Genomic DNA, 24,483 nt, shown 5'->3' on the forward strand with positions numbered 1-24,483 from the left:
TTTAGCCGTTTTATGATTTCTTTTTTAAGTTTGTCTGATTTGAGGCAGACTTGCTGTATTGTTAACTTTTCCATATTCTCAAAAGTCTATTAATGTTTGTTCATTTGTAGAATCATCTTCTGGAATCCCATCTCCTGTATAGGATCCTGTTCCAACAGTAAAATATTCTATTCCTCCAGCTTTATCATCGATGATAGGACGACCATCTTTATCCAGTTGGAAAGGTTTGCCAGTTTTACTGTCGTATTTATGTGGGTTGAATATGTAGCCTTTCCAGTCACAATACATAATGAACTTCTTTTTGAATGCAGTCGGTGATATGAATTTCCTTTGAGCAGGATCATATGTACAAAAGGCATCATATAAGTCCTTCCGGACAAGACGCTGATTTAAATGTTCATTTGAGGAGAAATATTCGTCTGCCCAGGATATGAGGGTTTCGCCCATTTCTTGGCGAAGCTTCCGTTGTTCGAGTCGTTCTCCTGGAGCTTGCACGACTCCAAACTGAAGATAGAGCTGTATGCAGTTGGCCAATAAGTTCCAAGTGAGATTCCATTGGTCGAAATCCCATTCGGAGAAAAAGAGTGTACCAAAGTCATCAATAGGCTTACGTGAATCGTTGTAATAATCGGAGAAGGCAAGGAGCCACTGTCGATCAGTAAAGCTGGAGCCACTACCACGAATTGCATGGTTGGTGGCAATGTAGATTTTGGGAGATGCGGAAAAAGGTATAGTAATCCTTCTGCCTCCTTTATAGTTAACACTCCAATCTCCGGTAATATTGGGGAATAAAAATTCAAAATTGAAGTTCTGCAGTACGTCATCAATGAATACTAGCTTAGTATTTTCAAGTACATCATTCCAAACAAATTGATCATTGAAGAGGTCGCTTCTTTTTCCAGGTATGTAAGCTGTGGGAATAGCGCAGCGCATGAGTTCCCCAATTAAAGATTTACCACTTCGGCCATTGGAATCACCTACTTCGGATTGTTTTCCGTCCATTCCGACAACAGCTTTTGAAACGTTATTATCTTTAGCTTCCATTATCATATAACCTATGGCACATAACTTACTTAAAAGATGAATTCGATTCTCATTCTCTTCATCGGCATCTTTTTCTACTTCAGACTTCCGCCAGGAGAAATTGCTGGCATTTTTTAGAAAAAGGAGATAATGGCATTTTTCCCCATCTTTTGAGATAGAATAGGTATAATGATTTTCTTGATCTACCTTGAAAGTGATTAATGGGTAGCCCAAGTATTTGGAGGGAATCATTTTTCGTTGTTCTGCCCATATATGGTGGCTGATATTCTCGTATCCCATTTCTTGTACACTGTCTTTGGTTATGTACCAACATTTGGTATCGAAATAAAAATATTGGCTTTCTCTATTAGGCTTTATAAAATTCGGTTCAATGAAATTGAGAAGTGATAGTTTGTCCGGACCTACATATTGAGATACCCCTTTGATAAGCATCTCGTTTACTTCCTTTTTACAATAATGTTTTGCAAATTGAAATAAATAGTCTCGTGCATCCGATGCGTCGATTGCTTGGACGACCGGTGGATCAAGGTGAATAAACTGATAGGTTTTGTCAAGACGACGAAGACGACCAAAACCGCGATTTTGCAGAAAATTATGGGAATTGACATAGCAGAATTGATATTCAATACGCGGGTCTCCTCCCCGGTCTTTTTTCTCTACTTCTTCCCAAAATTTTTCATCATCATCGAAAGGTTGTGCTAGGACAACTTTGCCTGTGTCATCAAACTTCCATCGGTATCTTCCGAATACAAATTCAGGAAGGTTTTTGAGAATATCCTTATGACGTTCGGCAAAAGCTTCATGAGAATGCAGACACCATAACTCTTGTAATTTGTGATCGGTCCAAGTTGTAACCTTGAACATTTCAACATACTTTCCAAGACCTTTTTTTTGATTGCACGCAAATTCGATATCCTTTGCCAATTCATCTTCATGATCTTTAAGGGTATTTGAAAGCAGGTCGTCCAGACCTTTGTCTCCAGCTTCATTCTTCTGAATGTGGCCAACAAAAACTTCTACGTAGATATTTCGATTCTTAAGAGTACGCATATACTCTTTGAAGTTTTTGGCAGCGTAGAAAAAACAGTAAGGACGTTTTTCGACACGGTCATTAAGTCGGATATTAGTGCTGATATCATCCCAATCAGAGTCAAATATGAATGCAACTTCTTTAACACCACATGTTGTGATGATCTTTACTAGATCTTCCGGAAGAGAGCTGTTTTCTTTACTACCTAAATTTTGAATGCCAGAAACAGCAATTGAGGGAACTCCGTGTTTGCAAGCCTTCTCTGCTTTTTTTTCTCCTTCCTGGATATAGAGTCTGGGGATTTGCTCTTTCTCCTTATACATACGGCGCAGTTTTTCTGGAATATAGATAGGCGTACCACTTCCTGAAGGTGATTTATATTTGAATGGTTTCCCTTCTTTGTCTAAATGTGCATCTGGAAATTGCCATCGTACCCGAAAATATTCTTTCCGTTCACCTGTGTCTTTTTTTCGATGATCTTTCCTGGAATAGGTAACCGGCATGCCTTCGAGATCATAATATTCTATAATCACGTCATCTCCGGATGAATCAATCTCTCCGGATCCGTTTATGGTACCAGGATGAAATGTACGTGCCTCGAAAATTGATTTCGTATCACCGGTTTTATATATCTTGGCTGTGACATCTTCAAAAGTTAATCCAGAATCAGAAAGCATTTTAGAACAAAAGCTGCAGACATCATTGCCTTTAGCTTTTTTACTTCCTTTCTTCATTTTCTCGATCTGCTTTTTTTTCTGTTCCGGACGTTGATCAAGAATTACGTTGAATTTGTGTGCCAGATATTCGAGAGCATCTGGGAATTCTTTTTTTTCGACTCTCATTAAATAGTCAAGTGCACCAACTCCGTTGACTTGATGGCAAGAAAAGCATCCATAAATATCTTTGACCGGGTGTATGCTAAACTTCTTCGAAGCTTTGCATACAGGGCAGTCACATATGTAACTAGTCCCAGATTTACGAAGATTCTGGAAGTCTTGTACCACATCAATTAGGTGGCTGGCTGATGCGTCTTTGATGCGTTTTATATCATCATCAGTAAAATTCATAGCTATGGTTTTTTATTTGGTACGGAGAAAACAAGTTCTTTGAGTTGCAAATGAAGCTGTTTTCTAAGGACTTCAATAGGACTGGATAAAAGTTGCGCGTCTGCCTGCTGAATTATCTTTAAAAGATGTTGAGCGTCTTCTGGATGAATATCATTAATGGTGAGTAAACCACGATTGTCAATGTCTACATACATAGTATTATCTTTTTTTACGCCCTCCTACGGCTTTATGGTGATAATTTAACTTATACCGTTGCCGTAGTTTTTCCGCATATTCAGATGTTGCATCTTTGGGATCAACGAGAACTTGCGTCCGGGCGTCTATTCTTAACAATATCTTGTTTGATTCTAGCTGAACAGATTGCTGACAAAGAGCTGCAACTTCTTCCGGATCATCGTTCTCAAAAAGATTTATCTTTTCTCTTTTTTGAGTGGATGGGCTGGGGGAGTGAACAACTTTCATAGCTTACTATTATAATTCATTTAACAGCTCTTCAATAAATTCCTTTAAGTATTGAGGCATCTCCTTTGTTTCTATCTTCTCTTTTTCTTGGAATCTATAATAGTCACAGGCCGTTAAAATGATATTACGGGCAATAAATGAGTTTTGCATGATCTGTACTATAGCTGGTATGATATTGATAGGGGAACCGGTAATTACTGCCGGAGTGGCAACGAGAGAATCTTGCTCTTTATAAAAAAAACAAAGAGCACTCATATTATTTGATTTAATAATATTTGAAATTTCATTCATTGCGGAAGTTATACGTTTTTCTGTTTCTTCAAAGTTTTCCATGACGTTTACTTTTATGTTAATAATAGAAATAGTGGGTATTTGGGATTCGAACCCAGCCAACAGAGAAATGCTGAACACTCCGTTATGCTACCTTACACCATTACCCGTATGCCGGGAATTTCACCCGGCAAATCTTGTGTAACAAACCTAACCAGGGATTGGATACCCTACATGCCTCCTTAAGCACGTTTTTAATGATTAATAATGATAAACTTCTATTTCCTCATTTGAATATAGAAAATGTATAACTAAAATACCGGGTTTATCCCGGACGCATTCCTTGTGCGTAATTTGATTAAATAATATATGGTTGATTAATAGAAGTTTCCTGTCTTCTGACTCGATATTCAGTACGTGTTCTGCGAGAACGGCGTACTGTATATGTTGAGTCTGTAATGATCGTAATTTCTCCACCGATGAACAAGAAAAGTAGTATAACCGATACTTGTCTTCTAACAAAAGGGGATAAGTCAAAGCTTATATTGTGGTGCGTACAAAACCACCATGCTGAAATTTCGTTGATCTTATTTAGTCCTAATTTCTCTTTGACTTTACGAAGGGTGTTGTCTACGGTCCGTACGCTGATTTGTAGCAGTGAAGCTGTTTCTTTATATGAGCCTCCCCACGCAACACATTCGGCTATTTCGTTTTCCCGTTTTGCAAGTGTGACTTTTAAGTTCATAACTACATATCTTCAATGGTCCAACAGTCTGTTATATCATATTTTTTAAAGACTTCTGTAATTGCCGAGAATAGAGTTACAGAAATATCAATAATCCCGGCATTCAGTTTTTTTGAGAAGTACGATCGTGATGGGTTATTTAAAACCTGTGTCAAGTCTGATTTGAGCTTGTCTTTATCTTCTAAAGAGACTTGCAGATATCCTTTTTTAAACGAATAGCGTTTTTTCGCTATTGCGGATGTTCTAGTTTTGTTGTACATTTGTTGCAATAATTTTGAAATCACTGTGCAAATATAGAGAACTTTTCTCTATTTGCAAATGTTTTATGAGAACATTTCTAATAAAGTGGATATTTTATTGCGAATTGTTCTATAAATGAAAACAAATAATGGAGAATAGTTCTATTGCTAAAGAGACATTTATAGACCGACTTGAGTTTTTTATGAAAACTGAAGGATTGAATTCTAATAGCTTGACTGTCGCAGCAGGCCTTTCAAATGGTCTTATAGGTAAAGCTTTAAAGAATAGGTCATCTATGAATTCAGATAGTATAGAACGAATCTTGTGTGCTTACACAAACTTAAGTGCCGAATGGTTAATGACTGGTAAGGGTACTATGTATGTGAACGATCAGCCTGCGAAAGCATCCGATATTCCTAACAACTTGAATAGTGACAGTTTAGTCTTTTTTTTGCGTGATAAGAATAAGGAATTGGAATGTGAAAACAGGAGATTACTCGTAGAAAACGCATCTTTGAGAACAAGATTGGAATTACTGGATGATTCCAAAAATAAAACAGGATGACGATTATTAAAGGGGGAAAATTCCCTAAATAAATAGTGAGAAATAACAAGAGATAGAAACTTTAGAAACTAAGAAAATGTTTCGGTTCCGGTTACGTTTGTAGCCCGCTTACGAGGTAGATTTCTGATTATTAGTACTGAAAATAGTACGCCAGGAACCTCCAAAAGTAAGAAAGGATTAGAATGAAAATTTCTAATCCTTTTGTTTTTCAGCTACTTACGTCCTCTGTGGTGGAAGGATTGGAAGAAGAATTTTCATAATTTTCAGCTTTTGTTTTACAATTGTTTTACAGTAAAACGGAGAAAAATTGTAATGAAAGCTACGATTAAGATTGAGTTGCGCAAAGATTACGCAACCAAAGAAGGCAAACAAATGGTTTGTCTGCGTTACACTGCCTACCGCCGTTCTACTTTAATCAGTATGAACATAGCGGTATTACCTAAGCATTGGAATAAAGTATCGAATACGGTACGTGCTTCCGAACCTCGTTGTTACTACTACAACAAAGCCATCAGTGAAGTTTATCAGAAGGCAGACACGATTGTTATGGAGAATTTCTTTGCTCCGTTGCCTCTGCCCCAATTCTTAGAACGCCTTAAAGATAAGCATCACGGCAATACGGATTTCTATGTTTTCATAGAGAATGAGATAGAGCAGCTAAAGCAATCCCGGGCAGCCGGAACGATTTCTAACTATTACAAGTTAATCAATACCATGAAAGAATGGAAACCTACCCTTTCTTTTGGTGAGATTACTTTGGACTTTATCCAGCAGTTCCATAATCACGAACTGGAAGTTGGCAATATTCTTTCCACTGTTTATAAGAAGCACTCTAACTTGAAATTCCTGATTGGTATCGCTGTCGATAAGGAGAAGCTGGCAAAGAATCCCTATGAAAAATTTGAAATTAAAAAAAATATCAAGGCACAGAATAATGATGTACTGACAGAAGAAGAACTTAAAAGGCTACAAAGTGCATACGATAAGAAAGAATATAGTAAAGGAAAGCAAGAGGTATTAAGAGAGTTCTTGTTTAGCTGTTATACCAGCTTGTCATTTGCCGAGTTCTCCATCCTTACCTATTCGGACATCAAGCCGATTAAAGTTGATACTGGTGAAACTTACCTTATATTGTGTAATGAACGTACAAAGACCAGTGTAACCTACAAGATTCCTATTGTTTCGCCTGTAGTAGTAGCTTTGCTTGGGAATGGTGAACCATGCCAAAAGATTTTCCTACCTATATCCAATCAGCCGACAAACCGTTATTTGAAAGATATAATGGCTGATTTGAAAATAGACAAAACAATGACATTTCATCGGGCACGTCACTCTTTCCGGACGATTGCTGCCAAAAAAGGCATTCGTGACGGAATAGCAGAGCGAATTATGGGACATGCAGAAGGTAATGACATCAAGGATATTTACACACACTTGCATGATGAAGATATTGTGAAAGAAATGAGAGATAAGTGGATAATATAGGACTGGCGCATTTTCCGCACTTTCCGCATTTTTAGGATTAACAGTATGTAAATTAATGATTTGATAATGCGAGTAAAATGCGGATGAGATAAAGTTGACGAAGGAAGAAAATACCAATTACTTTTTTTCTTTTCGCCAGTATTTATCTCTCTGTCAATCTAAATAGGTTTAGTCCGTTTTGGATATAAAGATAAAAAATCATAGAACAAAGCTTATAAGCGATTGAAATTTTCTTAGTACTTTTGTAGAAAAGATTAGTTTATGAAAAACTTTAATCAAAAATATGCGGAACATCCAGAACTCTCTGTCTTTAAAGAGTTTTTTTTATCACATGGAAAGTATAAAGAGATAAAGAAGAAAGAATATTTGGTAGAACAAAGTTCTGTAGCTAAATATGTAGCATATGTCGTAGAGGGCTTTTTCAGATATACACGAATAGATAATAGGGGAAATGAGCATATTGTAGGTTATGTCTTTAAAGGTGAATATGTTGGTGACTATGCTTCTCTTATAAAGAAAGATATAACTTCTTTGGTTACAGTTCAGGCAGTAACTGATTGTAAAATATACTATGTACCATTAGAAGAAGTTAGAAAGTTTTTCAATACGAATGAAGATGCACAAATTGCAGGACGTGTTCTTGCGGAAGAGTTATTCATGGTGGCATACACACGTTTATTAGATTTTTATTGTAAAAACACAGAAGAACTATACATGGACTTAACTGAAAGATGCCCTGATTTTCAAGATTATATAACATTAAAAGAAATGGCTTCATTCCTACAGGTCACACCCGAAACAATTAGCCATATTCGAAATAGCATAAACAAGAAACATATCTGTTAAAAAAACTTAGTAACGTTTTCATATCATACGAGCCTTGAAATAATTCAAGGCTTTTTCATTTTATACTGCTTTTCTTTGCCGAAAATATTAAAAACATGAAAGCAAAGAACTCATTAAAAACACTTTTGTTCTTTATCTGTCTCGTCAGCTTTGTTAGCTGCGAAAAAAATGAAGATGAGAATGAGTCAAAAGAAACTGGCTATCAAGAGTATATTTTAACTGTTGCATCACAAAAGCTACAAGGTATTGTGGGTATTGGCGTCAATGTTTTAACAGATGTGTATGCTGTAAAAAAGGATAAATCACAAGAATGGAAGCAGTTTGCAGACATACAAGATTTTGATTATAAGAATGGTTATGAATATGTAATCAAGATAAGTGAAACAAACTATTTAGATTATAGGCGTGGCACTCCTGTATGGAGTGAATATAAGCTTATTGAAATTATTTCCAAGGAGAAAAAAGGCTCTCAAGGGCTTCCTGAAAATTTCATACCAAATTGGTGGCACACTAATTGAAAGTCTTGAATTGTTTCAGGGCTTTTTTGTTTGACACACATTCATAGATAAAGAAAAACTTATAAATATATAGATTATGGAAACTTATAAAGGAATAGCAATTATTACAGGAGCCAGTCAAGGAATAGGCGCTGTAGTTGCTAAAGGTTTAGCTAATGATGGTTATCAGGTTGTATTGATAGCTCGAAACGAAGAAAATTTAAACAAAGTATGTAATGAAATTATGCTATTGGGAAAGTGTATACAGTCCCCAATTATACTACCTTTAGATTTAACAGATAGTACAAAAGTAGATTGTGAACTTAGGAACATTCATCAAAAATATGGAGATATTGATATTCTTGTAAATGCTGCCGCTATGTTCATGGACGGTTCTTTAAATGAGTCCGTTGATGACTATAGGAAGATTATGGAAATTAACGTAATAGCCCAATATAGTGTTTTAAAAATTGTAACTGACATTATGAAGGCACAAGGGAAAGGCTATATTTTTAATATAGTATCTCGTGCTGCCAAATATGGGTTTCCTGACGGTGGTATTTATGGTTCTACTAAATTTGCCTTTTTGGGTTTAGCAGAGTCTTTATATCGTGAATTAGCTCCGTTAGGAATACATGTAACCTCTTTATGTCCCGGTTGGGTTAATACAGAAATGGCGAAGAAAGCCGGAACTCCTTTCAAAAATGATGAAATGGTACAGCCTGATGATATTTTAAACACCATTCGTTATTTACTAAACTTATCACCAAATGTATGTATTAAGGATATTGTTTTTGAAATGAAAAAGAGTATCATATAATTTTTCAAAAAATAGCATCTAAAAGATTAGAAAGCTTCAACAAAAAAATCAAGTCTGATTTATGTTGAAGCTTTTACTATAAAACATTCGATTTATGAAAGAAAAAACAAAGTTGAATATAGGCTTACTAAATGTATCATTAGGAAATCTTATAGTCGGATTATTCATTGCAGATACATTAATGCTAAAAAGCATTTCATTTGCTATTGCATCTATATGTATTGGACTAATTCCGTCCAATAAGATTTGGAACTATATCACTATTAGCCTTTTAGCAATAATAATACTCGCATTCTACATCACAAACAATAAATGAATATCAAATAAATCAACATTCAATTATTATGAGAACTATGTTAGAGCAAAGTTTCTTCCGATTACTATCGGAATGCTCCCAACGTAAAGTATCTGTAACAGAGTTTACAGAAGCTATTGAAGAATTAGCTAACTATTTAGCCGATTTCAGTACTAACGAACAGGATAACAGCGTTTTACTACGTTACCTTTCTTTCGGATTGCATAGACTTAAATCGTACCGTGTGCGGTTTGAGCAAGAAAAAAATGCCTTATTTGTATCTCATTGATGAAGTGATAGGATTACTGAACAATGAAATACACCTTGTTGAATGGCGTATCAAGTACCCGGAACAATTCAAACCACACTTTAACAAACAACCTTTTCCCCCTCTCTATTTGGCAGACAAAACAAATCTGATTGATATAATGGAAATCATCAGCGGTCTGTTCCTCTCCAAACGTATCGTCTATCAAAATGGCAAACCTGCTTTCCTCTCCGACTTGTCTAAAGCTTTTGAGTGGGTGTTTAACATTCAACTGAAAGACTATCATCAAAAGCATGAGGACGTAATAAAGCGAAAGCCGGGTAAGCTGACCGAATTTCTTAATGGACTGGCTGACCTTATCCGAAACGAACATAACAAAAAAGGATATAGATAATCAGTGACTTATGACTTATTTATAGGGGACTCCATGTGTTACCTCGTAAATTCTTTGCGCTGGTTTTCTGAACTTTGCTTCATCAATCGATTGACAACCACTAAAGTATAATCTGAAAAATGAAGCAAATATGTATATAGAAAACTATGATTTCAAGGAATGGATGCAAAAGCTATTTGATAAATTGGATGAGCTTTGCAAGGATGTACGGATACTGTGTAATGCTGATAAGGTGCTACCTGAAGATGATAACCTGCTGGATAATCAGGATTTATCTCTACTATTCAAAGTGAGTATCAGAACTTTGCAACGACTACGAAGCAAAAACAAACTTCCCTATATGTTGATTAGCGGAAAAGTCTATTACCGGGCTTCGGATGTCCGGGCATTCATTAAGGAACGGTTTAATGCGGTTATGCTCCGTAACTTTGAAAAACAGTTCGGGGAAAAGAAGTAAGACAAATAAGCCGGAGTAGTAGGTATCACTTGCTCCGGCTCTCTCTTTTCTATGGCTTCCTTAACTTATCCGCTTCCTTTTTTAACTGTTTGGCTTGCTCGTCCAACAGCCTTGCACGTTCCAACGCTTCCGCTTGCTTACGGCTACGGTATTCAAAATCTATAACCATATCTGTTATGCTTTGAATAAAAGCATTATCCCGTTTCCAGCTGAAATTCATTTCCAGCAAATCTAAACTGCTTCCGTCTGCCTTTCCTTTCATCAGGAGATAACGGTATTTTATATCATTATCTTGTAACTGCTGCATCCGTTCCGCAAAGCGGATATTCAGGACTAACGACACAAGGCAAATGAGTATTCCTGCTGAAAAAAGAAAGAACTTCGGTTTCAGGTAGAGAGTAACCCCATTTAGGAGTTTGTCGTACAAAGAACTGGATTCTGTCTTTTCCGGTAGGTGTGTGTCAGCCGGAAACAATATCTTTAGTTTCTCCTTGAAATACCTATGTGAAGCCACAATAAGCCCCTTTATATCTTCAAGGTCTTGTTTCTGATTCTCGGACTGCCCTTTCTTGATACTGGCGATTTGGCTTAGAATATTCCGCACCGTATTTTCAGGTATGCCGGATTTGTCCTGCACCTCTAAGATGCGTTGCTCGATAACCTCCAACCGATTAACCGTTTCTTCCCGGCTGGCTGGTATTACCTGTTGTTCCTGTTTCTCTTTCAGTTCAGTAACCATAGAGAGAAGCCCCTCTAAAATCAAATTTTCTTCCATACGCTTATAACTTAAATTGTCGTTTCTTCTTTTTCTTCTTCTTTCTCAAATCGGGGTTGTCGGGTGTTTCGTCAACCGGAGAGGATGAAACGGAAAACAGACCGCCTAAACCTGCCAGTAGCGAATTATCACTTTTGTTTATTACTCGCTCCTGTACTTGTGCGGTAATCATCTGTTTGTTGCTTCCGGCTACCGTTAGCCCTGCATCCCCAAAATATTTATCCAATTTTGAAAAACTGAAATTGCGGTCAATCTCCGAGCCTTTGAACGTGTATTCACCTTTGAAAAAGGAAACGCCCTGTATATCATCCGTCTGCCCCTTGTATTTGAACTGGATGCCGATACCCTTTTCCGCTAATTGCTTTTGTAGCTGCTGCCAGTTCCTTGATTTTCCGATTTCAGTCTTTATAGCCGTGTAAATCTCGTATTTCGTTTTGTCCGGCTCTCTTAGACGATACTGTTTCACATGCTCTTTTCCTTTGGCAAAATACAGTCCGTGTTTTTCTTTCAGCTTTTTGCAAACTTGCTCGTTCCGGTACATATCGTTACTGTCTGAAATGGTTTTACCGTTATTATCTATCCGGTTGAATACAATATGCACATGCGGATGCTCCCGGTCTTGATGCCGTACGATGATGTACTGCGTATCGGTGATTTTCATTTCACGCATGTACTCCTGCGCCAACTGTACCATTTTCTCGTCTGTCAGTTTGGGAGCATCCACTACCGAATAACTTAGCGCAATATGTCCGACTGGCTTTTTCAAACCGGGATTCATTTCTGTTTGCATACAGAAACTACGGATAATGTCCTGCTTGCTTTCGGCTAACACTCCCTCCGCATGAAGCAAAGCTGCCTGTTCCTTGCCAAGTACATAGTTCACACAGCCTTTAAATCCGCTTCCCTTTTTTATTTTTCCAATCATCCGATAACAGGTTTATGATTTCAATAATCCTATTTTTCAGTTTCACAAGCTCCACAGCCACGAGCGCAAAACCTCCTGCATTGGCACGATGTGCAAGCTGGTTGAGGTTGTTGGCTTCTCCGGCTAACTTGCGGATAGTGTCGGCATCCTGTTTATTTAGCCGGGGTATTACCTCTGCCGAAACAACCGCTTGCCGGACGTATTCGCTAATAGGCAGACCGGATTCTCCGGCTCGCTTCTTGATGGCGTAGTACTGTAACTCTGTCAGCTTCGTACTTACTACCCGTTTTTGCTTGTCTATCCGGTTCTTTGCCGGGCGACCTCCTGACTTGTTTCTTATCTCTGTCATACGTTTTTGCTTTTTAGGTGGTATCTTAGAAATTGCGACCAACGGGAGAAATTTCTCTTTGCGATGAGCAAAGCAAGGGGTTTCGGTCTACCGAAACATAACCTTGCTCTCCTAAATCACATTGTTTGTCGTTGGTATGCCTTACCTGTTCTCTTGACTACAGGCGTCTGCCCCTTTTTCTTTTTTCACCGGGAATCTGTCTGTTTTTCTCTTCTTGATTCAGCTGCTTGGTAGACTGTGTTTGCTTCTCTGGCTGTACTGGTTTGCTCCGCTGCTGCATCCTCTCCGTTGGCTGGCTGGACTTTTGACATAGGTAGTCGTTCAAGTCTTTGTGTCCGCTGTACAAGTGTGAAGCATCACGCACACGCCAGTCGTATTCCTTTTGTATGGCTTGGGTGGCTTTACGTCCGGCTTCGTCATTATCCAAAAGGCAGTGTATCCTTTCGTACTCGCCTAACGGGTATAATGCTTTATCCACATTGGCGGTCGAGTTCAGGATAATATAATCCTGCCAGTCGATACAGGGATAAGTCGGGCTATTCTTATGGCGGATAGTCAGGAAAGAAAGATAGTCCATAAATCCCTCGAACACGAAACAGGCATTGTTCCTTTTTCCTGCAAACTGTATGCGTGTAATGTCTTTGGGAGAGGTGCAGCCCTTGTAGCCGGGATTGCGTAGTTCGTACCCTCCTGCATCGTTCTTGAAAGCGAGCGCAAAAAGCGGTTTTCCGTTTACACAGTAATACATTTCCTGCACATAGTCTGACACTACTTCGGGCGCAATGTTCCGGCTTTTCAGATAGTTAATGAGTGCCGGATTCTGTAACGGCTGGATTTTACGGATTTCTATCGGGCTGGCAAGCTGTTTCTTTTCTTCCTTTGCCGCATTCCTTTCTGAAATACTTTTCCCTTGAAAAGAAAAAGTATTGGCAGAGTAATAACCCTGTTCCAGTCGGCTGATAGCCCCGTAAGCGTTGCATTCGTACAGTTTCATCACAAGGTCGATAAGTGAGCCGCCTTCGCCCGTTCCAAAGTCACACCAAAGGTTTACACCGTAATCCACCTTGAAACTGGGTGTATCATCCTGCCGTAACGGGCTGTGGTACATACCGTAATAAAGTTTATCCACTACGGGCAAGATGCCCAATGATTCTAAATAGTCCTTGATACTTATGTTGTTAGCTTCCTGATAAGTCATAATCTTTATCTTCGCCTTTATTTTAACAGTGGCATAAAGTGTGGCGATTTCTACTTTTATGCGCACATATACATTATTGATAATCAATTGACAATAAGTCAAAATGTGGAAAGTGTGAGAAATGCGGACTTTATTAAATCAGCTTCTTATATCTTCCATGCTTGACATTTTCAAATAGTTTTCCTTTTTTGTCTGCTAAAAAGCGTTTGAATGAATCTACCGAGATATTTTGCTTTTGAGCAACTGTAATGCCTTCGCTTGTAGTGAACTCCACAGGTAAAGCATTATATAACGAAAGTTTATCTGTCGGTAACTGTTCTAACATAGCGGATGAGTTTGTTATACCTTGTACCCTTTTGGCTGTAATGCGGAAATATTCAACGATTGATATTGCACCTTCAACACTTGTACTGTCTATTTCCTTTTTATCGCTTTCATCACAAGCCCATCGTGAGAGCTGTAATATCAAACTAAAGCGGATAACATATATATCCAGCTTGCTATATACGCCAACTAACACTTCATTCATTTCGCTATTGCATAAATCTGTATTCTTATGCTGCCAATGATAAAGCAGTGTACGGGCTTCCGTATTAAAAGGAAGTTGGGTCGGTACAAGTTCTCCGTCTTCATCAGTCACACATTGGATGTCTGTCAATTTCTTTACAATGGAGTTCCAAAGAGGGACTATGTGTGTGGATAATTCAAGCTCGTTCCAGTACTCTTTTTTCAGATTGGGTGGGAAAACAAACAGAATACGGTCGATAAAACCGTTCTCGCTTCTTTCCCCTTTCGCCAGTTCTTTGAGTAGTCCTTTTTGTATCGTGCCAATTACAGATATAAAAGAATGTTTGATGAATGCGGAGTTCTTATTTCCCTGTCTGTCAAGTATGATAGGTTTTCCACTGAATACGGATAGCCAAAATTGCTCTTCCGAACCGCTATTATAGCGATTGAAATTTTTTAGCCATGACATCAGTTCGTCCACATACAGGCAGATTCCTCTTTTGTTATCCTGATGGATGGTGATAAGCCGTTCAGGAGTAATATCCGATACTATAAACTTTTTCAATATCGGTTCTGCTGTTTGCTCCTTATCTTCTTTCTCTTTTTTACAAGCAAGAATGTATTTTTCATATTCTCTTCGCTCTTTCTGATATTTTACGGATGATTTAATATCCAGTTCAAATAATGGCTGCATGGCAAAACTAAGCGGATGGCTCTTGTTTACTCCTGAACGTCCGATGATTGCCATGTACAAGATGGCACGTTCATTCCAACCTTCCTTTACCTTCGCTACAAAATTGTTGCCGATACCTACGGATAAGGTAAAGCATATAGCGGAAGCAATAAAGTCTATAGGATAGTTCAGAGTGGATTTCGTTTCGTTTATAATTTCCCTTATCAATTTAGGAAATACAGAAACAGGAAAGCTATCTTCCTCTTTTAGCTCTGATATGCAGATATTTGTTTCTTTGGGTATTGTCATGTTAGTTCCTTGTTGGGTAGCGTCCCTTTGCAGAAACGCTACCTTGCTCTTTCAAGTGGTGGATGAAAAAGAATCTTTAATTCAACTTTTAGTTTAGTAAATGGCTTTACTTGTTATTGTACTCTTTAATAGAACTCTCAAAAATACGGTTATCAACAGTAGTCTTTAGCACGCCTGATGCCACAAGGTCTGAAATTTTCTTGTGTGAGCGTCCCATCATTCTGGCTACTTGATTAATACTATAAGTCTTCTCTACATCCGATTCAGGAGGCTTTGGCAACTTCTTATCCAATACTCTTTCCATTATCTTTTCGATAGCGGATTCTGTAGTTACAATTACTGTTTCCATACTTCTACTTTTTTAGTTAGAAAATCTGTTTATTATTTGAACACTAAATTTTATTTCTTATCTTTGATGCTGCAAATATAGAAATAATATATTTAAGGCTAAACTAATAGTTTAGTATTTAACTTTTAAATACACTTATATGGTTCATCTTGAAAGAATAAAGGAGTTGTGCGAAAAGAAAAACGTAACAATGAAACAGGCTGCCATCGAATTAGGTATGACGGAGCAGAGTTTGCATAAAATTATCAAGGCTAACTCTACTAAAATAGATACATTATTAAGTATGGCTCAATATTTTAATGTAGAACCAGCCTATTTTTTCGATAACTATTCTGCCGGTGCATCAGATGGGGTTTGTATCAGTAAGGAAGAACTGGAAGGACTTATTAAGAAGGTGATAGCTTACTCAATTCACGGTTTTGGAATGGTGAAACTTGAATGGGATGCTAAAGAACAAAAGTTTAATTCTTATTTTGATGTACTAAAAAAACAGTATAGTCCTGATGCTTCGGATTTAAAGTACATTTCCTCTTTACTGGAAACAGATGTTCATATCACCGACAAGACAACTCCTAAAGATGTGGCACGGGTATTGATGACCAAAGATGAATTTGATTTCACTTCTACCTATTATTACGGCATCCGAAAAATGGAAGTACAGGAAGAACTTCAAAAGCTCACAGCCTTTTTGGATAAGCATAATATTCCTATCTCTGATTCCATTAAGAAAGATATTGATGAACTTAAAGGCAGGATTAAGTATTATGAAAGCAAGAGTATTATAGGAAATAACAAGATTTGACCATAAACTATGGAACAGATATTTAATAAAGAGCAGCAGGAAAAGGCGCAATTCATTTTGAATCATCCTTTGGCAAAGCTATCGGATTTGCGCTCAAATGAAATAAAGGATTTGGCTGTGGTATGGTGCTACTATTCCGGTAAGATAGAAGGTAATACCTATACTTATGTGGAAACAGAAGCATTGCTCAAAGATGGCATTACTTCCGAAAAGAAGTATGAGGATGCCAAGATGTTGAAGAATTTATATAATACTTTCATCTCTGAACTGGAGTATATCAATAAAGGGAAAAATCAGGAAGTGATAGATGAGCGCACTTTGTTCAGGGTGCATCAATCTATATCTACCGGGTTGGTTTCTGATGAAGAATCAGGCTTTTTAAGAACAAGGGCTGTCCGTATTAGCGGCACGGAATATATACCGCCAAAGGATTTGCATGATATTCGGGCAAAGTTGAATGAAATACTTTATCAACAAGAACAATATACAAATCCATTGGAGCGAGCCGTTTATATTCATTGCAACATTGCCAAACTACAACCTTTTATAGACGGGAACAAACGTACCTCCCGAATGATGGAAAGTATTGCATTGATGAACGCTGATATTATCCCAGTTTATTCTTCAAGGGATGCCGATATACTGAACTACAGGAAAGGGCTGATTGGCTTTTATGAAACAGGAAATTATTCTCCGTATGCCGATTACTTCCTGAATAAACAAGTGGAACGAATTAAAGAAATAGAGTAACCATGAATGAAAATATGAATGTTATGCTGAAAAAGGTAGATGTTCTTAAAGAACAGCTATCGGCTTTGCGTCCATTGCCCGAAGAAGCTTTGAAAAAGATTCAGGATGCTTTGGATATTGAATACACCTACGAAAGTAATCGTATAGAAGGCAATACACTCACTTTGCAGGAAACAGCCCTTGTAGTAAACGAAGGCGTTACCATTTCCGGAAAATCCATGCGTGAACATTTGGAAGCAATCAATCATACGGAAGCTATCAGCTATATTAAAGATATAGCCAAACAAGATATAGAGATAAGCGAACGTACCATCAAAGAAATACACGCCCTTATTCTCCATGGAATAGACCGGGGAAATGCCGGGAGATACCGCACCGTTCCTGTTATGATTTCAGGTAGTACACATATGCCACCACAACCGTATCTGATAGAGAAGCAAATGGAAGATTTTATTCTCCGTTTCAAGCAAATGGAAAAAGAAAAGGTACATCCTGTTCTTATTGCTGCCTACCTGCATGACGAACTGGTGCGGATTCATCCGTTTATAGATGGCAATGGGCGTACTTCTCGTTTGTTGATGAACTTATACCTTCTTCGTAATGGTTACGTTATTATTACTTTGAAAGGTAGTAATGATGCAAAGGTAAGCTATTACATGGCATTAGAGAAATCGCATACAGAACATTTGCCGGAAGACTTTCAAAAGTTGGTTGTTGAAGCGGAGATAGCTGCTTTGCAAAAATACTTGTCTATCATGGCTTAATGAAGAAATGGAGTAAATCTTTCCATTTTTTCTTTGCAAATCAAAATTATCAGTTTATCTTTGTGATTGTTAATAAACGATTTAAACAGAATATTTGTTTTACAATTGTTTTACAGTAGCGAAGCTAAAGATATTCTAATCAACTGGAAATAAAAGGATTATCTTGGCAGTTTAAAATCCGCCAGGAACCTCAACTATCACTTTAAAGCCCTTGAGAGTCAAGCACTTTCAAGGGCTTATTTTTTACGGAGACCGTTTCGGGGGACCACTTGAAAATTTGAGAATATTCGGCTCAGTCTGAATACCTGCTTTATTCTTTATTTAGAAGAGAAATCTATTGTTCCTGCTGAGTGCTCTCGTCAATTCCCGCATTATGGTATGGTACAATAGGTACTGTGTTTAATTCTTTATTTTAGGCTTTTCCCTATCGACAATTATAGTATTCACTAGTTTTTTATGATTTTCCTGCGTTACTTTTGTTATAAACCAAAAGAAAAACGCCATGAAAAAGATTTTATTTATCCTATTTGCTACCCAATTTATTTTGGCTCCTTATATAATAAAGAGCTATGGTGCAAATCTTATTGAAGACAATTATGAGTATTCTGGAGTTAATCAAGAGAGAAAGACTGTCGAAAAGGATATCTTTGGAAATATCATCATTCGTGATGATAAAGGCAATAGAAAGACCATTGAAAAAGATATTTTTGGGAATATCACCATTCGTGATGATAAAGGCAATAGAAAGACTATTGAAGAGGATATTTTTGGAAATACCATCATTCGTGATGATAAAGGTAATAGAAAGACGATTAAAAAAGATATCTTTGGGAATACTATTATCGAAGATGGCAAAGGCAATAGAACAACCATTAAAAAAGATATTTTTGGGAACGAAATAATTGAAAGTAGTGATGGTCATAGAAAAATTATCAAAAAGGGTATTTTTGGAAATACAGTTATTGAGGATTATTAAAAGGTTATATTTATAAGGAGGAAATGTATCAGACTTATCTTCTTGTACTGATTTAGGGGGTAGATCGATTAACTGATAATGTGAAATTAATGGTGATATTAAAGAAATATTTATGATCTTTGTACCCATGAATATCGGAAATTAGTTGAATAGATTGATGAATCGTATAAAAGGTATACTTTATGCAGCGGTGTCTTCCTCTACTTTTGGACTGGCTCCGTTCTTTTCCCTCACTTTATTGTTGGCAGGTTTTTCAGCTTTCGAAGTGCTTTCCTATCGTTGGGGAGTGGCGACAATTGCGTTGACTCTGTTCGGATGGTGTTCGGGATGTAGTTTTCGATTGGAAAAGAAAGATTTTTTAGTTGTTCTTTTATTAAGTTTGTTGAGGGCAGTTACTTCATTCAGTTTGCTTATAGCATATCAGAATATAGCTACCGGGGTGGCGTCAACCATTCATTTTATGTATCCGTTGGCGGTATCTCTAGTTATGATGTACTTCTTTCAGGAAAAGAAATCCCTTTGGGTGATGTTTGCGGTCTCCATGTCCTTGTTAGGAGCGGCCTTGCTTTCATCGGGGGAACTGGAGGCGAAAAATGGTGATACGATAGTCGGACTGGTAGCAGCTTGTGTTTCTGTGTTTTCCTATGCGGGGTATATTGTTGGCGTACGAATGACACGCGCTGTTCGAATCAATTCCACTGTACTGACTTGTTATGTTATGGGGTTAGGAACCGTTCTTTATTTTATAGGTGCTTTGACTACTTCCGGGCTTCAGCTGGTAGCTGACGGTTATACCTGGTTGATTATTTTGGGACTTGCATTACCGGCTACAGCCATTTCTAATATAACATTGGTACGGGCTATTAAATATGCAGGGCCTACGTTGACATCTATTTTAGGTGCGATGGAACCATTGACAGCTGTGGTGATCGGAGTTTTTGTGTTTAAAGAATTATTTACTCTGAATAGCGCTATTGGGATTATTTTAATTCTGTTGGCTGTGAGTGTGGTAATATTGGCTCACCCGCAATTTCTTGGGGGTAACTATTTGTAGCTTTCTTTAAAGTGATTACTTTTGTAATATGACAGAAGCAGCATTAATATCTTTAGCTCAAATAGTACTACCAAGCGAAGTCCTTTCCTCGTTTGATATAACTAAGGTAGAAAGTACCGATACCGAGATTAACATTCATCTTGATGAAAAGATGTACGATACTTTACGTAATGATGTTCACTTTGAATCCAAAGGTTTTATTCCTGCGGTTTCCATCACCGATTTCCCCATCCGCGACCACAAAGTAATCCTTTTGCTCCGACGCCGTAAATGGGTTGATATTCGTACCGGCAAGAGTTTTATTCTACCTCTTAAAATAGCCGCCGAAGGCACCCGCTACTCCAAGGAGTTTGCGGCTTTTTTAAAAGAAACGTATGGACACATCCCCGGTGACCTGCCGTACGCTTGATGATTTCTATCATATTGACGCATCTACCTTTGAGAAGCAATACAAGGATGTGCTAAGCGGTTATCGTAATTGGGAAGAGTTGAGCCATGCGGAAGAGTGGCTTGTCTTTCCTGAGAACATTGGACCTAATCTGGCTATTGACGAGACTTCCCTGTCGAATGGCGACCTTTATACAATAGTAACCAACAGGGACAGGCATGGTCGTGAGATGTGCCTTGTCGCCATTGTTGCAGGGACGAAGTCAGAGACGGTCATAGCGGCTTTACGCCATATTCCCGAACACCTGTTGGACAGTGTAGAAGAAGTGACACTTGATTTATCGGACTCAATGCGTAAAATAGTCCGCTCCTGTTTCCGCAAGGCATCTCGTGTAATAGACCGGTTCCACATCCAGAAATTAGCTTGCGATGCAGTGCAGGAAATGCGTATCAAACTCCGCTGGGACGCAATCCAGGAAGCCAATGATGAGATGGAAGAAGCAAAGCAGAAAGGGGAATCATATGTGCCTATGAGATATGAAAATGGAGATTCAAAGAAAGAACTGTTGGCAAGAAGCCGCTATCTGCTGTTTAAATCCTCCGAAAAATGGACCCCAGCACAAAAACAAAGAGCCAAAATTCTTTTTAAGGAATATCCGGAATTGGGACAGGCGTATGGATTATGTCATTCACTCAGAATGATTCTTGCCAAAAATACAATCAAAGATGCGGCAAGATTGAGTATGGCTAAATGGTATAATAAAGTGGAAGAGGCAGGCTTTCATGCTTTCAATGTAATTGCAGCAACCTTCTATGAACATTATGATGATATTCTTAACTTTTATAATAAAAGATCCTCTAATGCGGCGGCTGAATCCTTTAATGCGAAAATCAAACAATTCAGAACCGCATTAAGAGGAGTAGTGGATGAGAAATTCTTCCTCTTTAGACTGGCTAAGATTTATGCATACCCCCAATGATTATCGGGTGAGCCGTAATATTTCGTAAACAAAAAAATGAAAGAGTATAAATAAAAAAAATGCTGTTTTACCTGATCGGATAAACAACATTTTTATAGGAGAGCCTCTTGTCGGATTCGAACCAACGACCCCGAGATTACAAATCACGTGCTCTGGCCAACTGAGCTAAAGAGGCGTTTTTCTTTTGCGGGTGCAAAGGTATGAATTTCTTTTAAAAATGCAAATACATCGCATACTTTTTTTATATTTGCAAAGTTACCAATGATTAGATGAAAATGAAAATTATGAATGTATGTGGTATGGCGATTTTAGCCATAGGTATATGGGCTTGTTCCGGACAGAAAAAGGGGACGGCAAATGTAGAAGTTGCAACAGATAGTGTAGAAGTAGCTGCAGATGCTATATCTGTTCAGGCAGATAGTACAGGATATATTGTTCGGGTAGGAGAGATGGCTCCGGACTTTACGATTACCCTGACAGATGGTAAACAAGTGAGTCTATCTTCCCTTCGTGGTAAGGTTGTCATGTTGCAGTTTACTGCAAGTTGGTGCGGAGTTTGTCGTAAAGAAATGCCATTTATTGAGAAGGATATTTGGTTAAAGCATAAAAATAATGCAGACTTTGCTTTAATTGGCATTGACCGTGACGAACCACTTGATAAAGTATTGGCTTTTGCTAAATCTACCGGAGTGACTTATCCGTTAGGACTGGATCCGGGAGCTGATATTTTTGCGAAATATGCATTGCGTGAATCCGGAATAACAAGAAATGTGTTAGTTGATAAGGAAGGAAGAATTGTAAAACTGACTCGTTTGTATAATGAAGAAGAGTTTGCTTCTCTTGTACAGAAGATTAATGAGATGCTGAAATGAAAGAAAGCCTTCATTAGGCGTATCTGACGGAGCATTTATGAGCATATAAAAATAGTGACGCTATCCTGATGTGATGGCGTCACTATTTAGGTTATATAGTGACGCTATCCGGAACGCATACCGTCACTATATAATAATGAGCTTTTCAAGCAATACTAAGTTTGACTAGGTAATCGTAATGTTTTCCTTCTTTCACTAGTTCTGCCTTAAAACCACATTCGGAAGCGTATAAACTAAGAGTCTGGAAATCTAGATATAACCAGTCGAATGTGTCTCCTTTTACATCTTTATATTGCATTTGGAAGTCAATCTCTCCATAATAATCTCCGGCCAGATCGATGACTATGCTGCCGTCTTCTTCTTCAAAAAGATAGCGCAAATCGCTGGAATCCATGAGTATGCATCCGCCGGGACGGAGAATACGTTTCATTCGTTGGAAGAATCCGGGCATATTATTCAGTCTTCCGATAATTCCGGAACCATTCATAAGCATCAGGATCGTGTCGAATGTTTCGGTAAATGTTTCGTCAAAAAGGTTGATGAGGCGCGGATCGTTCACTCCGCGTTGTTGCATCACTTCGACGGATAACGGAGAAATATCAATGGCACACACTTCTTTTCCCATTTCCTGAAGTGCCAGTGCATGGCATCCGCTTCCGGCACCTACATCCAATATTCGTCCTGTAGCCATTTGTAGGGCGGTACGCTCTAATATAGGCATAGACTGTATACTACGGAACAATTCTTTGACGGGAATTTCATCTTCTTCGAATTGGGAAGAGAATACCCGCAAACGATCAGCTCTGTGATGGTTGAAATAATCAGAAATAGCGGCTCCCATCGGGTCCTTTTCTGCAGAAAGAGTTGTTGTTGCCATTGGTGGTTACGATTGTTAACTCTGCAAAGATAAATAAATCCGCAGAAAAGGGTTATCTTTGCCGTCGGAAATGTTGAATACTAATAAATGATTATATGAGTATAGAAGAAGCAATCATGGGTGGAATCGTCTTTAAAGGTAAGAAAGATAAGCCCAAAGAAGAGGAAAAAGTGAAGACGAAAGCGAAAAAAGCGACGTATATTCGTGGACAGCATGGTTCGGGTGCAGCGAAGATGAAAGCAGATATCCGGAAGAAGAGAGCTAGCCGTCATAAGAAATAAAAGTATGGTTATAAATATAATAATTTGTGTAGTATCTGTTATACTTATGTTGCGGGGTGCTTTTTTAATTCTGAAAATGGGACTCTTGTGGATGCTTCATTGCAGGATAATAAAATCGTATGACAGGAAAACACATGGAAAGGTAGTGGATATAGAGACACAGGTAAAGTCTGATGGTATGAATATTACTGATGTATGTATACCAAAAATAAAATATAAATTGGAGGGAGAAGACGAAAAGTGTTGCCAATTTCTTCCTTCTAATCTAAAGAGTGGAGAGGAAAATAACATTTATCTTTATCCAAAACAGTATCATATAGATGATAAGGTTACCATATTGTATGATAAAGGTAAGGCGAATGATATGTTTGTGTTGCCCAGAATGCAACTAATGAGGCTGCTTGTTAACCAATTTGTTCCTGGTTGTTTTTTTATACTGGCGGCAATTTTAGGATTATGCTTTGTTTTTTAGAAGCAGCATAGGCTGTCCGAAAAGCCTTAGAGGAATATTATAGAGTAGTACAATGATAGTAGAGTCAAATCAAGGTTAAAAGGGAAGAGCCCGATGCAAAACCGGACTCTTTATCAATCTTGTTAATTTTTAGAGACATTTATTGAATATCTCTGCTTAGAAATACAAAAAAAGGCAACTAACTCGCAGTGAATTAGTTGCCTTATCTTTTTTATTTATTGAATGTCCCTTTTTAATCTGTTTAGCTTTTTAGGGCCACTCCAAATTGTAGTAAGGGTGATTTTTCTTTTTAGGGACTTTTGGGACGACCTCTCTTACTTCTGCGGAAGAATCTCAATCCAGTAATCGTCCGGGTCATTGATGAAATAAAGCCCCATGGCCGTGTTCTCAAAACATACACAATTCATTTCTTTGTGATAAGCTCTGATTGCATCGTAATCGCCGGCTACACGAAAGCAGAGATGGCTTTCGTTTTCCCCCAGTTCGTATGGAGCAGTATGATCTTTCAACCACGTCAATTCCAGCAAGAAACCTGTTTCGTTATCAGTCAGGTAGACTAACGTGAACGAGCCGTCGGATGCTTCCTTCCGATGATGTTCTTTTAAGCCGAGTGCTTTTTCATAAAAAGCGATACTCCGCTCCAGATTAGTGACGTTGATATTAAAATGGTCAAATTTACTTTTTATTTCCATTGTTGC

32 protein-coding genes and 1 tRNA gene are annotated in these 24,483 nt (G+C 38.0%); 18 read left to right on the forward strand and 15 right to left on the reverse strand.

Translation table 11 applies throughout. The annotated features are described in order from the left end of the window. Positions 1–78 precede the first annotated feature (78 nt). From HMPREF9009_RS12525 to HMPREF9009_RS26195, 6 genes are all read right to left on the reverse strand, one after another. The gene (locus HMPREF9009_RS12525; protein ID WP_049702401.1) at positions 79–3,141 is read right to left on the reverse strand and encodes a CHC2 zinc finger domain-containing protein; all 3,063 of its coding nucleotides are present in this window, start codon (positions 3,139–3,141) and stop codon (positions 79–81) included. A gap of 2 nt (positions 3,142–3,143) precedes the next feature. Continuing rightward, entirely contained in the window at positions 3,144–3,335 is a 192-nt protein-coding gene (locus HMPREF9009_RS12530; protein ID WP_049702402.1) for a hypothetical protein, read from the reverse strand. Between the two features lie 4 nt (positions 3,336–3,339). Beyond that, complete coding sequence (locus HMPREF9009_RS12535) at positions 3,340–3,603, reverse strand: hypothetical protein (protein WP_049702403.1); 264 nt, start codon at positions 3,601–3,603, stop codon at positions 3,340–3,342. 9 nt (positions 3,604–3,612) lie between these two features. Continuing rightward, complete coding sequence (locus HMPREF9009_RS12540) at positions 3,613–3,936, reverse strand: hypothetical protein (RefSeq protein ID WP_049702404.1); 324 nt, start codon at positions 3,934–3,936, stop codon at positions 3,613–3,615. Positions 3,937–4,231: 295 nt separating this feature from the next. Beyond that, a complete protein-coding gene (locus HMPREF9009_RS12545) occupies positions 4,232–4,618 on the reverse strand; it encodes a helix-turn-helix transcriptional regulator (protein ID WP_049702405.1) in 387 nt (128 codons plus the stop codon). Between the two features lie 2 nt (positions 4,619–4,620). Next, positions 4,621–4,878: a hypothetical protein gene (locus HMPREF9009_RS26195; protein ID WP_049702406.1), complete on the reverse strand. Its 258-nt coding sequence runs from the start codon at positions 4,876–4,878 to the stop codon at positions 4,621–4,623. A gap of 128 nt (positions 4,879–5,006) precedes the next feature. Here HMPREF9009_RS26195 and HMPREF9009_RS12555 point away from each other — a divergent pair, with 128 nt between their 5' ends. The 8 genes from HMPREF9009_RS12555 to HMPREF9009_RS12590 all read left to right on the forward strand — a co-directional run bounded on the left by HMPREF9009_RS12555 (position 5,007) and on the right by HMPREF9009_RS12590 (position 10,485). Further along, the gene (locus HMPREF9009_RS12555) at positions 5,007–5,423 is read left to right on the forward strand and encodes a hypothetical protein (RefSeq protein WP_049702407.1); all 417 of its coding nucleotides are present in this window, start codon (positions 5,007–5,009) and stop codon (positions 5,421–5,423) included. Positions 5,424–5,735: 312 nt separating this feature from the next. Then, positions 5,736–6,908: a site-specific integrase gene (locus HMPREF9009_RS12560; RefSeq protein ID WP_049702408.1), complete on the forward strand. Its 1,173-nt coding sequence runs from the start codon at positions 5,736–5,738 to the stop codon at positions 6,906–6,908. A gap of 261 nt (positions 6,909–7,169) precedes the next feature. After that, positions 7,170–7,754 carry a Crp/Fnr family transcriptional regulator gene (locus HMPREF9009_RS12565; RefSeq protein ID WP_049702409.1) on the forward strand — a complete coding sequence of 195 codons (585 nt, stop codon included), beginning with the start codon at positions 7,170–7,172 and terminating at the stop codon, positions 7,752–7,754. A 95-nt stretch (positions 7,755–7,849) separates the two neighbouring features. Continuing rightward, positions 7,850–8,272, forward strand: a complete 423-nt coding sequence (locus HMPREF9009_RS12570) for a DUF4377 domain-containing protein (protein ID WP_049703311.1) — start codon at positions 7,850–7,852, stop codon at positions 8,270–8,272. A 76-nt stretch (positions 8,273–8,348) separates the two neighbouring features. Then, the gene (locus HMPREF9009_RS12575) at positions 8,349–9,071 is read left to right on the forward strand and encodes an SDR family oxidoreductase (protein ID WP_049702410.1); all 723 of its coding nucleotides are present in this window, start codon (positions 8,349–8,351) and stop codon (positions 9,069–9,071) included. Positions 9,072–9,415: 344 nt separating this feature from the next. Then, on the forward strand, positions 9,416–9,655 hold the full coding sequence (locus HMPREF9009_RS26200; RefSeq protein ID WP_083444191.1) for a hypothetical protein: 240 nt from the start codon (positions 9,416–9,418) through the stop codon (positions 9,653–9,655). Beyond that, complete coding sequence (locus HMPREF9009_RS12585; protein ID WP_049702412.1) at positions 9,609–10,028, forward strand: RteC domain-containing protein; 420 nt, start codon at positions 9,609–9,611, stop codon at positions 10,026–10,028. Before HMPREF9009_RS26200 ends, HMPREF9009_RS12585 begins: the two co-directional genes overlap by 47 nt. Positions 10,029–10,158: 130 nt before the next feature. Next, positions 10,159–10,485, forward strand: coding sequence for a helix-turn-helix domain-containing protein (locus HMPREF9009_RS12590; RefSeq protein WP_049702413.1), 327 nt, complete (start codon positions 10,159–10,161; stop codon positions 10,483–10,485). A 49-nt stretch (positions 10,486–10,534) separates the two neighbouring features. Here the strand turns inward: HMPREF9009_RS12590 and HMPREF9009_RS12595 are convergent, their stop codons facing one another. The 6 genes from HMPREF9009_RS12595 to HMPREF9009_RS12620 form a co-directional block, all read right to left on the reverse strand. Next, on the reverse strand, positions 10,535–11,260 hold the full coding sequence (locus tag HMPREF9009_RS12595; RefSeq protein WP_049702414.1) for a hypothetical protein: 726 nt from the start codon (positions 11,258–11,260) through the stop codon (positions 10,535–10,537). A 4-nt stretch (positions 11,261–11,264) separates the two neighbouring features. Further along, a complete protein-coding gene (locus HMPREF9009_RS12600) occupies positions 11,265–12,185 on the reverse strand; it encodes a relaxase/mobilization nuclease domain-containing protein (RefSeq protein ID WP_049702415.1) in 921 nt (306 codons plus the stop codon). Then, positions 12,151–12,534 (reverse strand): MobC family plasmid mobilization relaxosome protein, encoded by a 384-nt coding sequence (locus HMPREF9009_RS12605; protein WP_049702416.1) that lies wholly within the window; start codon positions 12,532–12,534, stop codon positions 12,151–12,153. The genes HMPREF9009_RS12600 and HMPREF9009_RS12605 overlap by 35 nt, the downstream gene beginning before the upstream one ends. A 157-nt stretch (positions 12,535–12,691) precedes the next feature. After that, entirely contained in the window at positions 12,692–13,732 is a 1,041-nt protein-coding gene (locus HMPREF9009_RS12610) for a toprim domain-containing protein (protein WP_049703312.1), read from the reverse strand. A gap of 133 nt (positions 13,733–13,865) precedes the next feature. Next, complete coding sequence (locus HMPREF9009_RS12615) at positions 13,866–15,221, reverse strand: DUF3987 domain-containing protein (RefSeq protein WP_049702417.1); 1,356 nt, start codon at positions 15,219–15,221, stop codon at positions 13,866–13,868. Between the two features lie 106 nt (positions 15,222–15,327). After that, positions 15,328–15,570: a hypothetical protein gene (locus tag HMPREF9009_RS12620; protein WP_049702418.1), complete on the reverse strand. Its 243-nt coding sequence runs from the start codon at positions 15,568–15,570 to the stop codon at positions 15,328–15,330. A 139-nt stretch (positions 15,571–15,709) separates the two neighbouring features. On the opposite strand from HMPREF9009_RS12620, the gene HMPREF9009_RS12625 reads away from it, so the two are divergent. The 7 genes from HMPREF9009_RS12625 to HMPREF9009_RS12655 all read left to right on the forward strand — a co-directional run bounded on the left by HMPREF9009_RS12625 (position 15,710) and on the right by HMPREF9009_RS12655 (position 21,283). Continuing rightward, complete coding sequence (locus tag HMPREF9009_RS12625) at positions 15,710–16,372, forward strand: helix-turn-helix domain-containing protein (protein WP_049702419.1); 663 nt, start codon at positions 15,710–15,712, stop codon at positions 16,370–16,372. Positions 16,373–16,381: 9 nt separating this feature from the next. Continuing rightward, positions 16,382–17,122, forward strand: a complete 741-nt coding sequence (locus HMPREF9009_RS12630) for a Fic family protein (protein WP_049702420.1) — start codon at positions 16,382–16,384, stop codon at positions 17,120–17,122. A 2-nt stretch (positions 17,123–17,124) separates the two neighbouring features. Next, complete coding sequence (locus HMPREF9009_RS12635; RefSeq protein WP_049702421.1) at positions 17,125–17,886, forward strand: Fic family protein; 762 nt, start codon at positions 17,125–17,127, stop codon at positions 17,884–17,886. Positions 17,887–18,388: 502 nt separating this feature from the next. Then, a complete protein-coding gene (locus tag HMPREF9009_RS12640) occupies positions 18,389–18,862 on the forward strand; it encodes a hypothetical protein (protein ID WP_049702422.1) in 474 nt (157 codons plus the stop codon). A gap of 157 nt (positions 18,863–19,019) precedes the next feature. Then, positions 19,020–19,916: a DMT family transporter gene (locus HMPREF9009_RS12645; protein ID WP_049702423.1), complete on the forward strand. Its 897-nt coding sequence runs from the start codon at positions 19,020–19,022 to the stop codon at positions 19,914–19,916. A gap of 28 nt (positions 19,917–19,944) precedes the next feature. Further along, on the forward strand, positions 19,945–20,325 hold the full coding sequence (locus HMPREF9009_RS12650) for an ISAon1 family transposase N-terminal region protein (protein ID WP_049701282.1): 381 nt from the start codon (positions 19,945–19,947) through the stop codon (positions 20,323–20,325). Next, on the forward strand, positions 20,291–21,283 hold the full coding sequence (locus tag HMPREF9009_RS12655; RefSeq protein ID WP_182425236.1) for an ISAon1 family transposase: 993 nt from the start codon (positions 20,291–20,293) through the stop codon (positions 21,281–21,283). The genes HMPREF9009_RS12650 and HMPREF9009_RS12655 overlap by 35 nt, the downstream gene beginning before the upstream one ends. Positions 21,284–21,384: 101 nt before the next feature. On the opposite strand, the gene HMPREF9009_RS12660 is transcribed toward HMPREF9009_RS12655, so the two are convergent. After that, a tRNA-Thr gene (locus tag HMPREF9009_RS12660) sits at positions 21,385–21,458 on the reverse strand. A 94-nt stretch (positions 21,459–21,552) separates the two neighbouring features. Between HMPREF9009_RS12660 and HMPREF9009_RS12665 the strand changes: the two genes are divergently transcribed. Then, positions 21,553–22,155, forward strand: a complete 603-nt coding sequence (locus HMPREF9009_RS12665) for a TlpA family protein disulfide reductase (protein ID WP_008018304.1) — start codon at positions 21,553–21,555, stop codon at positions 22,153–22,155. A 145-nt stretch (positions 22,156–22,300) separates the two neighbouring features. Here the strand turns inward: HMPREF9009_RS12665 and HMPREF9009_RS12670 are convergent, their stop codons facing one another. Further along, a complete protein-coding gene (locus HMPREF9009_RS12670; protein WP_008025809.1) occupies positions 22,301–23,032 on the reverse strand; it encodes a class I SAM-dependent methyltransferase in 732 nt (243 codons plus the stop codon). Positions 23,033–23,127: 95 nt separating this feature from the next. Between HMPREF9009_RS12670 and HMPREF9009_RS12675 the strand changes: the two genes are divergently transcribed. Continuing rightward, positions 23,128–23,313, forward strand: a complete 186-nt coding sequence (locus tag HMPREF9009_RS12675; RefSeq protein ID WP_004300779.1) for a hypothetical protein — start codon at positions 23,128–23,130, stop codon at positions 23,311–23,313. Between the two features lie 4 nt (positions 23,314–23,317). Beyond that, the gene (locus tag HMPREF9009_RS12680) at positions 23,318–23,785 is read left to right on the forward strand and encodes a hypothetical protein (protein ID WP_008774710.1); all 468 of its coding nucleotides are present in this window, start codon (positions 23,318–23,320) and stop codon (positions 23,783–23,785) included. Between the two features lie 314 nt (positions 23,786–24,099). On the opposite strand, the gene HMPREF9009_RS12685 is transcribed toward HMPREF9009_RS12680, so the two are convergent. Then, positions 24,100–24,477, reverse strand: coding sequence for a VOC family protein (locus HMPREF9009_RS12685; protein WP_004304308.1), 378 nt, complete (start codon positions 24,475–24,477; stop codon positions 24,100–24,102). Between the last annotated feature and the right edge of the window lie 6 nt (positions 24,478–24,483).

Source organism: Bacteroides sp. 3_1_13, assembly GCF_001185845.1.
GTDB lineage: Bacteria > Bacteroidota > Bacteroidia > Bacteroidales > Bacteroidaceae > Bacteroides > Bacteroides xylanisolvens.

Bases quoted from the DNA above. Each gene is read 5' to 3' on its own strand.
- HMPREF9009_RS12525 (WP_049702401.1), bottom strand. From the start codon at position 3,141: ATGAATTTTACTGATGATGATATAAAACGCATCAAAGACGCATCAGCC.
- HMPREF9009_RS12530 (WP_049702402.1), bottom strand. From the start codon at position 3,335: ATGTATGTAGACATTGACAATCGTGGTTTACTCACCATTAATGATATT.
- HMPREF9009_RS12535 (WP_049702403.1), bottom strand. From the start codon at position 3,603: ATGAAAGTTGTTCACTCCCCCAGCCCATCCACTCAAAAAAGAGAAAAG.
- HMPREF9009_RS12540 (WP_049702404.1), bottom strand. From the start codon at position 3,936: ATGGAAAACTTTGAAGAAACAGAAAAACGTATAACTTCCGCAATGAAT.
- HMPREF9009_RS12545 (WP_049702405.1), bottom strand. From the start codon at position 4,618: ATGAACTTAAAAGTCACACTTGCAAAACGGGAAAACGAAATAGCCGAA.
- HMPREF9009_RS26195 (WP_049702406.1), bottom strand. From the start codon at position 4,878: ATGTACAACAAAACTAGAACATCCGCAATAGCGAAAAAACGCTATTCG.
- HMPREF9009_RS12555 (WP_049702407.1), top strand. From the start codon at position 5,007: ATGGAGAATAGTTCTATTGCTAAAGAGACATTTATAGACCGACTTGAG.
- HMPREF9009_RS12560 (WP_049702408.1), top strand. From the start codon at position 5,736: ATGAAAGCTACGATTAAGATTGAGTTGCGCAAAGATTACGCAACCAAA.
- HMPREF9009_RS12565 (WP_049702409.1), top strand. From the start codon at position 7,170: ATGAAAAACTTTAATCAAAAATATGCGGAACATCCAGAACTCTCTGTC.
- HMPREF9009_RS12570 (WP_049703311.1), top strand. From the start codon at position 7,850: ATGAAAGCAAAGAACTCATTAAAAACACTTTTGTTCTTTATCTGTCTC.
- HMPREF9009_RS12575 (WP_049702410.1), top strand. From the start codon at position 8,349: ATGGAAACTTATAAAGGAATAGCAATTATTACAGGAGCCAGTCAAGGA.
- HMPREF9009_RS26200 (WP_083444191.1), top strand. From the start codon at position 9,416: ATGAGAACTATGTTAGAGCAAAGTTTCTTCCGATTACTATCGGAATGC.
- HMPREF9009_RS12590 (WP_049702413.1), top strand. From the start codon at position 10,159: ATGTATATAGAAAACTATGATTTCAAGGAATGGATGCAAAAGCTATTT.
- HMPREF9009_RS12595 (WP_049702414.1), bottom strand. From the start codon at position 11,260: ATGGAAGAAAATTTGATTTTAGAGGGGCTTCTCTCTATGGTTACTGAA.
- HMPREF9009_RS12600 (WP_049702415.1), bottom strand. From the start codon at position 12,185: ATGATTGGAAAAATAAAAAAGGGAAGCGGATTTAAAGGCTGTGTGAAC.
- HMPREF9009_RS12605 (WP_049702416.1), bottom strand. From the start codon at position 12,534: ATGACAGAGATAAGAAACAAGTCAGGAGGTCGCCCGGCAAAGAACCGG.
- HMPREF9009_RS12610 (WP_049703312.1), bottom strand. From the start codon at position 13,732: ATGACTTATCAGGAAGCTAACAACATAAGTATCAAGGACTATTTAGAA.
- HMPREF9009_RS12615 (WP_049702417.1), bottom strand. From the start codon at position 15,221: ATGACAATACCCAAAGAAACAAATATCTGCATATCAGAGCTAAAAGAG.
- HMPREF9009_RS12620 (WP_049702418.1), bottom strand. From the start codon at position 15,570: ATGGAAACAGTAATTGTAACTACAGAATCCGCTATCGAAAAGATAATG.
- HMPREF9009_RS12625 (WP_049702419.1), top strand. From the start codon at position 15,710: ATGGTTCATCTTGAAAGAATAAAGGAGTTGTGCGAAAAGAAAAACGTA.
- HMPREF9009_RS12630 (WP_049702420.1), top strand. From the start codon at position 16,382: ATGGAACAGATATTTAATAAAGAGCAGCAGGAAAAGGCGCAATTCATT.
- HMPREF9009_RS12635 (WP_049702421.1), top strand. From the start codon at position 17,125: ATGAATGAAAATATGAATGTTATGCTGAAAAAGGTAGATGTTCTTAAA.
- HMPREF9009_RS12640 (WP_049702422.1), top strand. From the start codon at position 18,389: ATGAAAAAGATTTTATTTATCCTATTTGCTACCCAATTTATTTTGGCT.
- HMPREF9009_RS12645 (WP_049702423.1), top strand. From the start codon at position 19,020: ATGAATCGTATAAAAGGTATACTTTATGCAGCGGTGTCTTCCTCTACT.
- HMPREF9009_RS12650 (WP_049701282.1), top strand. From the start codon at position 19,945: ATGACAGAAGCAGCATTAATATCTTTAGCTCAAATAGTACTACCAAGC.
- HMPREF9009_RS12655 (WP_182425236.1), top strand. From the start codon at position 20,291: ATGGACACATCCCCGGTGACCTGCCGTACGCTTGATGATTTCTATCAT.
- HMPREF9009_RS12665 (WP_008018304.1), top strand. From the start codon at position 21,553: ATGAAAATGAAAATTATGAATGTATGTGGTATGGCGATTTTAGCCATA.
- HMPREF9009_RS12670 (WP_008025809.1), bottom strand. From the start codon at position 23,032: ATGGCAACAACAACTCTTTCTGCAGAAAAGGACCCGATGGGAGCCGCT.
- HMPREF9009_RS12675 (WP_004300779.1), top strand. From the start codon at position 23,128: ATGAGTATAGAAGAAGCAATCATGGGTGGAATCGTCTTTAAAGGTAAG.
- HMPREF9009_RS12680 (WP_008774710.1), top strand. From the start codon at position 23,318: ATGGTTATAAATATAATAATTTGTGTAGTATCTGTTATACTTATGTTG.
- HMPREF9009_RS12685 (WP_004304308.1), bottom strand. From the start codon at position 24,477: ATGGAAATAAAAAGTAAATTTGACCATTTTAATATCAACGTCACTAAT.